A 12,352-nucleotide genomic window follows, 5' to 3' on the forward strand; every position below is an offset into this window, starting at 1 on the left:
GATCGAGTCACCCGCCCAGTCCTGCCCGAGTTGCTCTTGCGCGCAGGTCAGTTCGCGCACATGGCGCACGTTGCACGGGCTGTGAGCGTGCCCTTGAACTGGGGAACGCTGCCATGCCGCGTTTCTCATGCAGGCGCAGCGCGTTTATCCTCGGGTCCATTTCCTGAACGAAGAAGAAAGCCCCCCGCGCATGTCCATCCAATGGTTCCCAGGCCATATGCACCTGACCCGCAAAGCCATCACCGGGCGCGTCGAGGGCATCGACGTGGTGATCGAGGTGCTCGACGCGCGCCTGCCGGGATCGAGCGCCAACCCGCTGCTGCGCGAGCTCACGGGCCACCGGCCCACGCTCAAGCTGCTCAACAAGCAGGATCTGGCCGACCCCGCGCGCACGGCGCTATGGCTCGACTGGTACGCGGCGCAGGACGGCACCCGCGCCGTGGCGCTGGACGCCTGCGCTGGCGCACCGGCGCGCAAGCTCATTGCCGACTGCCGGCTGCTCGCGCCCGGGCGGGGTGGAATGGCCAAGCCCCTGCGGGTGCTGATCTGCGGCGTTCCCAACGTGGGCAAATCCACGCTCATCAACACCCTGAGCGACAAGCGCCAGGCCAAGACGGGTGACGAGGCCGGAATCACCCGGCAGGAGCAGCGCATCACGCTGGCCGACGACTTCTACCTGTGGGACACGCCCGGCATGCTGTGGCCGCGCATCGGCGTTCCCGAAAGCGGCCTCCACCTGGCCGCCAGCGGCGCCATGGGCCGCAATGCTTACGACGATGAACTGGTGGCGCTGCATTTGCTGCGCCGTCTGCAAGCGCACTACGCCCCCCGGTTGGAGGCGCGCTACAAGCTGGGCCTGGATGCGCACGCGCTGGCCGGCATGCACGACGCAGACCTGCTCCAGACGATTGGCAGGCGGCGCGGCGCCGTGCAGGGTGGCGGGCGCGTGGACCTGCCCAAGACCGCCGGGATCGTGCTCACCGACTTCCGCAGCGCCCTCCTGGGCCGCATCACGCTGGAGACGCCCGAAGAGTTCCAGACCTGGCGCGCCACCGCCGTGGCCGAGGACGCCAGGCGCCAGGCGAGGAAGGACGCGCGCAGCAAGGGCAAGGGCGCGCGCGCAGCCGCTGCGCACGCCGACCCGGATTGAACCGCTTCCAGCCGCCGCGAATGGCGCAAATCATCCCGGTTCCGACGCCGGGCTGCGGCCCATCAGCAGCGCCACGGCGTCGGCGGGACCGAGCCGGCCGTCGAGCAAATCCACGACGGCCCGGGTGATCGGCATGTCCACCCGCAGCCGGTGCGCGCGCTGGGCCACGGTGCGCGCGCTGTAGACGCCCTCTGCCACGTGCCCCAGCGATTCCAGCGCCTGGGCAAGGCTCTTGCCCTGCGCCAGCAGCATGCCCACGCGCCGGTTGCGCGACAACGCGCCCGTGGCCGTGAGCACCAGGTCGCCCAGGCCCGAGAGGCCCATGAAGGTCTCGGGCCGCGCGCCCAGCGCCAGACCGAGCCGCGTCATTTCGGCCAAGCCCCGGGTGATGAGCGCCGCGCGGGCGTTCAGCCCCAGGGCCAGGCCGTCGCACAGGCCCGTGGCAATCGCCAGCACGTTCTTCACCGCGCCGCCGACCTCGACCCCCACGATGTCTTCATTCGCATACACCCGCAGGCTGGGGCTGTGGAAGGACCGGACCAGGGCCTCGCGCACCCGGGAATGCGGGCTCGCCGCGACCAGCGCCGTGGGCTGGCCCAGGGCGACCTCCTGGGCAAAGCTGGGGCCGCTGAAGGCTGCGGCCATGAGTTCGGGAGCGACCAGCGCCTGCACCTCGTGCGCCAGCAATCCATGCGCGCCGGGGTCGTTTTCCGGCGCCGCCTCGAATCCCTTGCACAGCCACGCCACGGGAACGCTGCAACCGCGCAGCGCCTGCAGCATGCCGCGCAGCGCGGCCATGGGGGTGGCCACGATGAGCAGGTCTGCGCCGGGCAGCAGCGCTGCGGGGTTGCCGTCGGCGATGTGCAGCGCGGGGGGGAAGGCGATGGCTGGCAGATAGCGCGTGTTGCAGCGCTCGGCACGCATGCCCTGCGCCTGCGCGGCGTCGCGCGCCCAGAGCGTGACAGCGTGGCCCGCCGGGTGCCGGGCGGCGCTCATGGCGAGCGCGGAGCCCCAGGCTCCGGCGCCAAGAAGCACGATTTTCATGGCCGATGGCGCTGCGGCGTCCGGCGGGCCGGCCGCATTACTGCACGGTGGTCGGCGCAGCCGTGTCGGCAGACTGCGCCTGCTGCTGTTCGTACATGCTCTGGAAATTGATTTCGGCCAGATGCACGGGCGGAAAGCCCGCGCGGTTGATCACGTCGGCCACGTTGCCGCGCAGGTAGGGGTAGACGATCTGGGGGCATGCAATGCCCATGATGGGACCCATCTGGTCTTGCGGGACGTTGCGGATCTCGAAGATGCCGGCCTGCTTGGCTTCGACCAGGAACACGGTCTTGTCCTTGATCTTGGTTTGCACCGTGGCGGTCACGGCCACCTCGAAGATGCCCTCGGCCACGGGGCTGGCTTCCACGCCGAGTTGGATGTCCACGCTGGGCTGCTCCTGTTCGAGCAAGATGGCGGGCGAATGCGGTTGCTCCAGCGACATGTCCTTGAGGTAGATGCGCTGGATCTGGAACACGGGGTTGGCATTGTCTTGATCGGCCATGGCGACGGTCTCTTTGCTAGCTTGGGTTTGGGCAAAACAAAACCCGCCGGGGAGCGGCTCCCGCAGCGGGCACATGGGGTCGCATTATGCAGCGCGCCCGCGCGCAGCATCAGGCGGCGCCCAGCAGGGCGTTGAGTTCGCCGCGGCCGTCGAGCGCCAGCAGGTCGTCGTAGCCCCCCACGTGCGTCTGGCCAATGAAGATCTGCGGCACCGTGCGGCGGCCGGTGAGCTCCATCATGTGCCCGCGCGCCGTGGGGTCGGTGTCGATGCGGATTTCTTCGATTTGCGCCACGCCCCTGGACTTGAGGAGTTGCTTGGCCCGGATGCAGTAGGGGCAAATGGCGGTGGTGTACATCTTCACGGTCTGCATGGCGATCCCTTCTCTGAACAGTTTTCCACCACGCTAGCGCAAGACCCCCGGCCGCATGTAAATGGGCGTGTCCCGGGCCGCCGCGCGGGCGACCCCAAGGGGATCATTTTTCCACCGGCAAGCTGGCCGCGCGCCAGGCCCTGAGGCCGCCCGCCATGGCCTGGGCCTTTTCGTAGCCCAGCTTCCTGGCGATGGCCGCCGCGCGCTTGGCGCGGGCCCCGCTGGCGCACACCAGCACGACGGGCAGGGCCTTGTTCTTCACCAGCGCGGGCAGGCGTTCCTCGAGTTCGCCCAAGGGCACGTTCCTGGCGCCGCCCACGTGGCCTGCGGCAAATTCCTCGGCCCCGCAGACGTCGATGACCACGGCCTTTTCGCGGTTGATGCACTGCACCGCAGCCGCGGGTGTCAGCTGGCTGCCGCTGACGTTCCTGAGCGCAGGCCACAGCAGCATGCCGCCCGAAACCAGTGCGAGGAGGAGCAGATACCAGTTGTCAACAATAAATTTCACGGGGCTTCCTTGGGTTGGCGGACGGCGCGATTTTAGAATGCATGGATTTGCGACCCGCCTTTCCCGGGGCAAGCCATGCACAAACTCGTTCTGATTCGCCACGGCGAATCCACCTGGAACCTTGAAAACCGCTTTACCGGCTGGACCGACGTCGACCTCACGCCCACCGGCGTGTCGCAGGCCCTTTCGGCAGGCAGGCTGCTCGCGGCCGAGGGCTGGGCGTTCGACCTGGCCTTCACCAGCGTGCTCCGGCGCGCGGTGCACACGCTCTGGCACGTGCTCGACGCGATGGATTGCAGCTGGCTCCCGGTGCTCAAGGACTGGCGCCTGAACGAGCGCCACTACGGCGCGCTGCAAGGGCTGAACAAGGCCGACATGGCCCGGCAATACGGCGCCGAGCAGGTGCTGCTGTGGCGCCGCAGCTACGACACGCCGCCCCCCGCACTGCAAGCCGACGATGCGCGCAGCGAGCGCGCTGACCGCCGCTACGCCGCGCTGGCGGCCGGCAGCGTGCCCCTGACCGAATGCCTCAAGGACACCGTGGCCCGCGTGCTGCCCTTCTGGAACGACGCCATGGCGCCCGCCATCCGCTCGGGCCGGCGCGTGCTGGTGGCCGCGCACGGCAACTCCATCCGGGCTCTGGTGAAGTACCTCGACGGCGTCTCCGAGAGCGACATCGTGGGTCTGAACATTCCCAACGGGATTCCGCTGGTGTACGAGCTCGACGCCGACCTCCAGCCCATCCGCCATTACTATCTGGGCGATGCGCAGGCGGCCGCGCAGGCTGCGGCGGCCGTGGCGGCGCAGGGCAGCGCGTAAGACCTGCGCAAAGCAGGAGGGCGGTCCTGTCCGGTCGGCCCGAAACCTGCGATAAACGAACGAACATCTGCGCGCAGCGGGTAGCGGCCCCATCCAGGGTGTGTAATTGATCAAGCATGAAGCGATAAAAGGTGTCGTATGGGCCAGAATCTCAAAATTGCCGGGTGGGTAGCGATCGGCGCGGTGGCGGGAGCGCTCACCACGGCGTCGCTGCAATCGGGCGCGCGCGGCGCGATGGCGCCCTTGCCGCTGGAGGAAATCCAGCAGTTGTCGGCGGTATTCGGTCTGGTGAAGACCGACTACGTCGAGCCCGTGGACGACAAGAAGCTCATCACCGACGCCATCTCCGGAATGGTGTCCAGCCTGGATCCGCACTCCCAGTATTTCGACAAAAAGTCCTTCAAGGAATTCAGCGAAGGAACGTCCGGCCGCTTCGTCGGCGTGGGCATAGAGATCACGCAGGAGGACGGTCTGATCAAGATCGTCTCGCCCATCGAGGGCTCTCCCGCGTTCCGCGCCGGCCTGAAGACGAACGACCTGATCACCAAGATCGACGACACCGCCGTCAAGGGCCTGAACTTGAACGAAGCCGTCAAGCGCATGCGCGGCGAGCCCAACACCCGGGTCACGCTGACCATCTTTCGCAGGGACGAGAGCCGCACCTTCCCCGTGAACATCACGCGCGAAGAGATTCGGACGCAGTCCGTCAAGGGCCGGGTCATCGAGCCCGGCTACGCCTGGATTCGCCTCTCGCAGTTCCAGGAGCGCACGGTGGATGACTTCGTGCGCAAGGTGGAAGAGGTCTACAAGCAGGAGCCCCACCTCAAAGGCCTGGTGCTGGATCTGCGCAACGACCCCGGAGGCCTGCTCGACGCCGCAGTGGCCATCTCGGCGGCCTTCCTGCCGAAAAACATCACCGTGGTCACGACCAACGGTCAGCTGGCCGACAGCAAGGCCACCTACAAGGCCGCGCCCGAGTTCTACCAGCGCCGTGGCAGCGCGGACCCGCTGCGCCGCCTGCCGGAGGCCCTGAAATCGATCCCGCTCGTGGTGTTGGTCAACGAGGGCTCGGCTTCGGCGAGCGAGATCGTCGCCGGCGCCCTGCAGGACCACAAGCGCGCCACCATCATGGGCAACCAGACCTTTGGCAAGGGCTCGGTGCAGACGGTGCGTCCCCTGGGCCCCGACACCGGGATCAAGCTCACCACGGCGCGCTACTACACCCCCAGCGGCAAGTCGATACAGGCCAAGGGAATCGTGCCGGACGTCATGGTCGACGAGTCGCAGGAGGGCAACATCTTCGCCGCCCTGCGCATGCGCGAGGCCGACCTCGACAAGCACCTGGGCAGCGGCCAGGGCGAGGAGGAAAAGGACCCGGCGCGCGAAGAAGCCCGCGAGGAAGCACGCAGGCGCATGGAGGAGGAAGCCAAGAAACCGATCCCCGAGCGCAAGATCCCGGAGTTCGGGTCGGACAAGGATTTCCAGCTGGCGCAGGCGCTCAACCAGCTCAAGGGCCAGACCGTGATCGTGAGCAAGACCTTGACCGAGCGCAAGGAAGAAAAGAAAGGCAATTGAGCCCCGCGCTGCCCGGACCCCCATGACCGACGAGCAGCTTCTGCGCTATTCGCGCCACATCCTGCTCGATGAAGTGGGCATCGAAGGGCAGGAACGGATTCTGGCAGCGCATGCCCTGATCATCGGCGCCGGCGGGCTGGGTTCGCCGGCGGCGCTCTACCTCGCGTCCGCGGGGGTCGGCCGGATCACGCTGGTCGATGGCGACGTGGTGGACCTGACGAATCTGCAACGCCAGATCGCGCACACCACGGCCCGGGTGGGCAGGCCCAAGGTGGAGTCGGCGGCCGAGGCGATGGCGGCCATCAACCCCGGGGTGCAGATCACGGCGCTCGCGGCCCGCGCGGATGCGGCCATGCTCGACGGCCTGGTCCGGGAGGCCAGCGTCGTGCTCGATTGCAGCGATAACTACGCCACGCGCCACGCCGTGAACGCCGCCTGCGTGCGCCATGGCAGGCCCCTGGTGGCCGGGGCGGTGATCCGGTTTGACGCGCAGATCACGGTGCTTGACCCGCGCACCGCGCGCTCCCCGTGCTACGCCTGCATCTTCCCGCCGGACGCCGACTTTGAAGAAGCGCATTGCTCCACGCTGGGCGTGTTTGCCCCGCTGGTCGGCGTGCTCGGCGCCATGCAGGCTGCCGAAGCGCTGAAGCTGCTGGCGGGCATGGGGCAGTCGCTGGCCGGGCGGCTGTTGATGCTCGACGGCCGCTCGATGCAGTGGAGCAGCATGCGCGTGCAGCGCGCTCCCGACTGCCCGGTGTGCTCTGCGCAATAGACTTTTTCCTACAGGGTGATCCTGCTCGCTGCTGGCAAAATCCGAGCCTTCGAACGCCTGGATCCGAGAACCGTCCACCGCGTCCTTGCACATCCTTGCATTGCCCAAAAACTGGACTCCCCCGTGAAACTGCGCATCTACATCGTCGAAGACAACACGACCATTCGGGAGAACCTGATCGCTACCCTGGAGGAACTGGCATCGGTGCAGGCCGTAGGCATTGCCGAAACCGAAGACGCGGGCAAGGAGTGGCTTACGACGCACAGCGGCCAGTGGGATCTGGCCATCGTGGATCTGTTTCTGCGCCAGGGCAGCGGCCTGGGGGTTCTGGCCGCCTGCCGCGCGCGCCGCCCGGAGCAAAAGATGGTGGTGCTGAGCAACTACGCGACACCGGACGTGCGCATGCGCTGCGCGCAGCTGGGGGTGGACGCGGTTTTCGACAAATCCAACGAAATCGACGCGCTGGTGGATTACTGCGTTCTGCACGGCAACGGCCCGAAGGCAGCGGACGCGCCCTCCCCTCTGCGGTGATCGCACTCACAGCGCGGGGTCGGATGCCGCCGCGTGCAGCGCGTCCAGCAATTGCTGCACGTCGTGCGCCGTGTGCGCGGCCGACAGCGCGATGCGCAGCCGGGCCGTTCCCGCCGGCACGGTGGGCGGGCGGATCGCAGGCACCCACAGACCCCGGGCGCGCAGGCCGTCCATCAGGGCCAGAGCGTCTTCGCTGCGGCCGACCACCAGCGCCTGCACGGGCGTTTGCGAGGGCAGCAGCCGCCAGCCGAGGTGCTGCGGCAGCGCGGCGAGCCCCTCGCGCAGCTGGGCGATGAGCGCGTCCAACTGCGCGCGCCGGTCGTCGGCCGCGGCCATGAGCCGCAGGCTCTGGCGCAGGGCGCTGGCCAACAGCGGCGGGGCGGCGGTGGCAAAGATGTAGCTGCGCGTTCCTTGCAATAGCCATTCGATGAGGGTGGCGTCGCCCGCGACAAAGGCCCCTGCGACACCGGCGGCCTTTCCCAGCGTGGCCATGTAGAGAACGCGCCGCGCTGCGGCGGCGCCCGTGAGGCCCGCCTGCGCCAGGCTGCCACGCCCCTGCGGACCGAGCACGCCAAAACCGTGCGCATCGTCGAGCAGCAGCAGGGCGTCGTGGCGCTCGCACAGGGCCAGCAACGCGGGGATGTCGATCAGGTCGCCGTCCATGCTGAACACGGCGTCGCTGATGACCAGCTTGCGCCGCGCGGGGTTCGCGGCCAGCGCGGCCCCGAGCGCTGCCAAGTCGGCGTGCGGATAGCGCACGATGGTGGCGCGCGACAGGCGCGCACCGTCGATCAGGCAAGCGTGGTTCAGCGCGTCGGAAAACAGCGCGTCGCCCTTCCCTACCAGCGCGGGGATGATTCCGGTGTTCGTGGCGTAGCCCGCGTAGAAGTACAGCGCCCGGGGCAGTTGCACGAAGGCGGCGAGTTCATGCTCCAGTGCGTCATTCGCGGCGCTGTGCCCGCTGACCAGGGGCGAGCCGCCCGAGCCCAGGCCATAGCGGTGCGTGGCCTGGCGCGCGGCCTCGGCCAGCGCCGGGTGGCTGGCCAGGCCCAGGTAGTCGTTGCTGCAAAACGCCAGCAGGGGCTGTCCGTCAACCAACAGGTGCGCGCCCCCCGCGGGCTGCACCACGCGGCGGCGGCGCAGCAGGTGCGCGCCCTCGATGGCGGCCAAGCGGTCGGGGATCTCGTCGATCCAGGAACTGTTCCCGCGCTCCGGATTCGGCTCCATGTCGCCCTGGCTTGGCTACGGCGCAAATCGGAGGGCGGCAACGACGAAGGCCATTCCAGCCAAGACAATGCCTGCGAGTTTCCAAGTCTGATCCGTGAGCGCCTTGAACACGTCGGCGCGAAGCGCCTCAATGTCGGACTTTGTGGCAAGCATGGTGCTGTGGGCCTCGTAACGTTGGTCAATCGATTTCGAAAGTGCGTCCGCCACCCGCTCGGCTTTCTCCTTGGAAACACCGGCGTCCAGCAGGGCTGAATAAAGTTCCGATTCGATTTGCATGAGGCGTCCATTCTATCGGTCGCAGATACAGGGCGACAAGCCGGCATTGCCCATGCTTGGCCCCCCGTTCATTGCCACTGCGCGGGCAGTGTGAACGCGCGCCCTCGATGGCGGCCAGGCGGGCGGGGATCTCGTCGATCCAGAAACTGTTCCCGCGGCTGGCTACTGCGCAAACCGGAGGGCGGCAACGACGAAGGCCATTCCAGCCAAGACAATGCCTGCGAGCTTCCAAGTCTGATCCGTGAGCGCCTTGAACATGTCGGCACGAAGTTCGGCGCGAAGCGTCTCGATGTCGGATTTTGTGGCGAGCACGGCGCTGTGGGCCTCGTAACGTTGGTCAATCGACCTGGAAAGTGCGTCCGCCACCCGCTCGGCTTTCTCCTTGGAAACACCGGCGTCCAGCAGGGCTGAATAAAGTTCCGACTCGACTTGCATGAGGCGCCCATTTTATCGGTCGCAGATACAAGTCTGCATGGCCCATGCTTATTGCCACTGCGCGGGCAGTGCGAGCACCGTGCTGCGCGCGTCGGGCGGCCTCTGGTGCGCAATGTCCGCGAGCAGCGGCGCGCCCAGGTGGGTGCGCAGATAGGCGATGTTTTCGTCAACGGCGTCCATCGCGGGGTGCACGCGGTTCGCCACCCAGCCCGCGAGCGCCAGGCCGCGCGAGCGGATGGCCTCGGCCGTGAGCAGCGCATGGCTCAGGCAGCCCAGGCGCAGACCCACCACCAGCACCACGGGCAGCGCCAGGGCCTGCGCCAGGTCGGCGCCGGTGGCGCTATCGGACAGCGGCACGTGAAAGCCGCCCGCGCCCTCCACCACCACGGCGTCGGCCTGCGCCGCCAGGGCCTGGTAGCTGCGCACCAGGGCGCTCACGTCGATCCGCACGCCCGCACGCTGCGCTGCTATATGCGGCGAGAGCGGGTCGGCAAGCAGCACGGGGTTGTCCAGCGCCGCTGGCACGGCCAGCGTGGACGCGGCGCGCAGCGCGCTTGCGTCCTCGCTGTCCCCGTTCCCGTCCAGACCGGCGGCCACGGGCTTCATGCCGACGACGCGGCGGTGCCTGCGTGCCAGGGCGTGCAGCAGACCTGCGGCGACCAGCGTCTTGCCGACGCCGGTGTCGGTGCCGGTGACGAAGCAGCCGATCATGCGGCGGCTTCCTCCTGCAAGGTAGCTTCCAAGGCCGCGAGCGCGCCGCGGGCCAGGCAGTGCACGGCCTCGTCGTCGAGCACGTAGGGCGGCATGGCGTACAGCGTGTTTCCGATCGGGCGCAGCAGCAGCCCGCGCGCCAGGGCCTGCTGGTGGTAGCGGCGCGCAAAGTCGGGCCGGGTGTCGGCGATGTCCCAGGCCCAGATCATTCCCAGGCGCCGGGCATGGCGCACGCGCGGGTGCCCGGTCAGGGGCGCGCAGGCGGCGTCGATGCGCGCGGCCAGCGCCCGGTTCGTGTTCAGGGCGTCGAGCCGATCGAACAGTTCCAGCGTGGCCAGCGCCGCGCGGCAGGCCAGCGGGTTGCCGGTGTACGAGTGCGAATGCAGGAAGCCGCGCGCCACCTCGTCGTCGTAGAACGCGGCGTACACGGCGTCGCTGGTGAGCACGGCGGACAGCGCCAGCGTCCCGCCCGTCAGGCCCTTGGACAGGCAGATGAAGTCGGGTCGGATTCCGGCCTGCTGGTGCGCGAACATGCTGCCGGTGCGGCCAAAGCCCACGGCGATCTCGTCGACCACCAGATGCACTTCGTAGCGCGTGCACAGGGCGCGCGCCAGGCGCAGGTATTCGGGGTCGTGCATGGCCATTGCACAGGCGCATTGCACCAGGGGTTCGACGATCAGCGCGGCCGTCTCGGCGTGGTGCTCGGCAAGCCAGGCCTCGAGCGCCGCAGCCGCGCGCCGGGCGACGTCCCGGGCGCTCTCGCCGGGCTCTGCGCCGCGTGCGTCGGGGCTGGGAACGGTCGCGGCCAGGCGCACCAGCGGGGCGTAGGCTTCGCGGAACAGCGCCATGTCGGTGACGGCCAGCGCGCCCACGGTCTCGCCGTGGTAGCCGCCGGCCAGGCCCACGAAGCGGCTCTTTCCCGGGCGCCCCTGGTTGCGCCAGTAATGCGCGCTCATCTTCAGCGCGATCTCGGTGGCGGCGGCGCCGTCGCTGCCGTAGAACGCATGGCCCAGACCGGTGAGCGCGCCCAGGCGCTCGGACAATTCCACCACCGGCGCGTGCGTGAACCCGGCGAGCAGCACGTGGTCGAGCCGCTCCAACTGGTCGGCGAGCGCAGCCTTGATGTGCGGGTGGCCATGACCGAACAGGTTGACCCACCAGGAGCTGATGGCGTCCAGATAGCGCCGGCCGTCGCTGCCGTATAGCCAGGGGCCCTGCGCGCGCGCGATGGCCACGGGCGGCTGCGCCTCGTGGCGCTTCATCTGCGTGCAGGGGTGCCACACATGCGCCAGGCTGCGGGCGGCCAGCGTGTCGGTGGCGGCGGCGCGCATGCGCGCGCTGTCCGGGTCGCAGGGCGGAGTGAGCGGCGCAATGGACGCAGCAGGGATCGGCAAATCCAGCGTGCAGCTGTCGCCCAGCGCCTCGCGCCAGACACGCACGCGGCAGGCGCGCGGGCGCAGTTCGGCCGGCAGGGCCTGCGCGATGAAGAGGCATAGGTTTTCCAGCGTGGGCGTGCCCAGGCCGGGCACCTCGTCGAGCATGCGGTGGTCGAGTTGCGCGCGCACCGCGTCCAGGCCCCGGCGCAGCAGACCCAAGTCGAGCACCATGCCGCTGGCCGGGTCGCAGGGGCCGCTGAGCGAGACCTCGGCGTGGTAGCTGTGGCCGTGCACGCGCAGGCTGCCTTCGGCCTCGATCTCGCGGCGCAGGGTGTGCGCCGCGTCGAAGAAGAAGCGCTGGGAAATGGTCAGTGCCGTCGATTGCATGGCCGAAACTTAGCGTATTCCGCTGACCTTGTGCGTCTGCAAGCTCAGGCGCCACACGGGCTGCTCCAGGCAGGCGGCGATGCAGACGGCGATGTTCGCGGCCTGCTGCGGCCCGTCCATGGGTTGCAAAAAGCGCAGGCCGAACTGCCCGGTGCGCGCCATGGTCGCCAGGTCCATCCCGGCCTGAGGCCATACGAGTTTCAGTTCCTGCCCGCGCGTCTGGATCCAGGGCGCGCCGGCCTTGGGGCTGACGCACAGCCAGTCTATTCCGGGCGGTGCGGCGATGCTGCCGTTGCTCTCGACCGCGATGCGAAAGTGGCGCGCGTGCAGGGCGTCGATGAGCGCGGCGTCCAATTGCAGCAGGGGCTCGCCGCCGGTGAGCACCACCAGGCGGTGCTCCCTGTCGTGCGCGGGCCACTGCGCGGCGATCACGTCGGCCAGCGCCTGGGCAGTGGAAAACTTGCCGCCCAGCGTGCCGTCGATGCCCACGAAATCGGTGTCGCAAAAGCGGCAGATCGCGGCGCCGCGGTCCGCCTCGCGGCCCGTCCACAGGTTGCAGCCGGCAAAGCGGCAGAACACGGCGGGCATTCCGCTCTGACCGCCTTCGCCCTGCAGGGTGTAGAAAATTTCCTTGACGCTGTAGCGCATGCGCTGTGTTCCGGGGTGGTT

Annotated in this window: 15 protein-coding genes and 1 pseudogene; 5 read left to right on the top strand and 11 right to left on the bottom strand. The window is 68.7% G+C overall.

Translation table 11 applies throughout. From position 1 onward, the window contains the following. Positions 1-190: 190 nt before the first annotated feature. On the top strand, positions 191-1,150 hold the full coding sequence (ylqF, locus tag D5041_RS16090; RefSeq protein WP_265285207.1) for a ribosome biogenesis GTPase YlqF: 960 nt from the start codon (positions 191-193) through the stop codon (positions 1,148-1,150). A gap of 30 nt (positions 1,151-1,180) precedes the next feature. Here ylqF and D5041_RS16095 read toward each other — a convergent pair whose 3' ends face one another. From D5041_RS16095 to D5041_RS16110, 4 genes are all read right to left on the bottom strand, one after another. Next, positions 1,181-2,194, bottom strand: a complete 1,014-nt coding sequence (locus D5041_RS16095) for an NAD(P)H-dependent glycerol-3-phosphate dehydrogenase (protein ID WP_265285208.1) — start codon at positions 2,192-2,194, stop codon at positions 1,181-1,183. 37 nt (positions 2,195-2,231) lie between these two features. After that, on the bottom strand, positions 2,232-2,696 hold the full coding sequence (gene secB / locus D5041_RS16100; protein ID WP_010100002.1) for a protein-export chaperone SecB: 465 nt from the start codon (positions 2,694-2,696) through the stop codon (positions 2,232-2,234). 109 nt (positions 2,697-2,805) lie between these two features. Next, on the bottom strand, positions 2,806-3,066 hold the full coding sequence (gene grxC / locus D5041_RS16105) for a glutaredoxin 3 (protein WP_010100001.1): 261 nt from the start codon (positions 3,064-3,066) through the stop codon (positions 2,806-2,808). Positions 3,067-3,169: 103 nt separating this feature from the next. Next, positions 3,170-3,574 (bottom strand): rhodanese-like domain-containing protein, encoded by a 405-nt coding sequence (locus D5041_RS16110; protein WP_010100000.1) that lies wholly within the window; start codon positions 3,572-3,574, stop codon positions 3,170-3,172. A 75-nt stretch (positions 3,575-3,649) separates the two neighbouring features. Here D5041_RS16110 and gpmA point away from each other — a divergent pair, with 75 nt between their 5' ends. From gpmA to D5041_RS16130, 4 genes are all read left to right on the top strand, one after another. Then, positions 3,650-4,393: a 2,3-diphosphoglycerate-dependent phosphoglycerate mutase gene (gene gpmA / locus D5041_RS16115; RefSeq protein ID WP_265256739.1), complete on the top strand. Its 744-nt coding sequence runs from the start codon at positions 3,650-3,652 to the stop codon at positions 4,391-4,393. Positions 4,394-4,531: 138 nt separating this feature from the next. Next, positions 4,532-5,968 (top strand): carboxyl-terminal processing protease CtpA, encoded by a 1,437-nt coding sequence (gene ctpA / locus D5041_RS16120; RefSeq protein WP_010099998.1) that lies wholly within the window; start codon positions 4,532-4,534, stop codon positions 5,966-5,968. A 22-nt stretch (positions 5,969-5,990) separates the two neighbouring features. Next, the gene (locus D5041_RS16125; RefSeq protein WP_010099997.1) at positions 5,991-6,740 is read left to right on the top strand and encodes a HesA/MoeB/ThiF family protein; all 750 of its coding nucleotides are present in this window, start codon (positions 5,991-5,993) and stop codon (positions 6,738-6,740) included. 123 nt (positions 6,741-6,863) lie between these two features. Next, complete coding sequence (locus tag D5041_RS16130) at positions 6,864-7,271, top strand: response regulator (protein WP_029553981.1); 408 nt, start codon at positions 6,864-6,866, stop codon at positions 7,269-7,271. A 6-nt stretch (positions 7,272-7,277) separates the two neighbouring features. Here the strand turns inward: D5041_RS16130 and bioF are convergent, their stop codons facing one another. The 7 genes and pseudogenes from bioF to queE all read right to left on the bottom strand — a co-directional run bounded on the left by bioF (position 7,278) and on the right by queE (position 12,331). Continuing rightward, the gene (bioF, locus tag D5041_RS16135; protein ID WP_265256740.1) at positions 7,278-8,498 is read right to left on the bottom strand and encodes an 8-amino-7-oxononanoate synthase; all 1,221 of its coding nucleotides are present in this window, start codon (positions 8,496-8,498) and stop codon (positions 7,278-7,280) included. Between the two features lie 15 nt (positions 8,499-8,513). Then, positions 8,514-8,774 carry a hypothetical protein gene (locus D5041_RS16140; RefSeq protein WP_265280723.1) on the bottom strand — a complete coding sequence of 87 codons (261 nt, stop codon included), beginning with the start codon at positions 8,772-8,774 and terminating at the stop codon, positions 8,514-8,516. A gap of 162 nt (positions 8,775-8,936) precedes the next feature. After that, the gene (locus D5041_RS16145) at positions 8,937-9,209 is read right to left on the bottom strand and encodes a hypothetical protein (protein ID WP_010099993.1); all 273 of its coding nucleotides are present in this window, start codon (positions 9,207-9,209) and stop codon (positions 8,937-8,939) included. A 48-nt stretch (positions 9,210-9,257) separates the two neighbouring features. After that, positions 9,258-9,920 (bottom strand): dethiobiotin synthase, encoded by a 663-nt coding sequence (gene bioD / locus D5041_RS16150; RefSeq protein WP_010099992.1) that lies wholly within the window; start codon positions 9,918-9,920, stop codon positions 9,258-9,260. After that, complete coding sequence (gene bioA / locus D5041_RS16155) at positions 9,917-11,251, bottom strand: adenosylmethionine--8-amino-7-oxononanoate transaminase (protein ID WP_265281898.1); 1,335 nt, start codon at positions 11,249-11,251, stop codon at positions 9,917-9,919. Before bioA ends, bioD begins: the two co-directional genes overlap by 4 nt. A 102-nt stretch (positions 11,252-11,353) precedes the next feature. Continuing rightward, a pseudogene (locus D5041_RS16160) lies at positions 11,354-11,683 on the bottom strand (6-pyruvoyl trahydropterin synthase family protein); the annotation flags it as partial. Between the two features lie 9 nt (positions 11,684-11,692). Continuing rightward, the gene (gene queE, locus D5041_RS16165) at positions 11,693-12,331 is read right to left on the bottom strand and encodes a 7-carboxy-7-deazaguanine synthase (protein ID WP_265285209.1); all 639 of its coding nucleotides are present in this window, start codon (positions 12,329-12,331) and stop codon (positions 11,693-11,695) included. Positions 12,332-12,352 lie beyond the last annotated feature (21 nt).

Origin of the sequence: Verminephrobacter aporrectodeae subsp. tuberculatae, from assembly GCF_026127385.1 — a bacterium.
GTDB lineage: Bacteria > Pseudomonadota > Gammaproteobacteria > Burkholderiales > Burkholderiaceae_C > Acidovorax > Acidovorax aporrectodeae.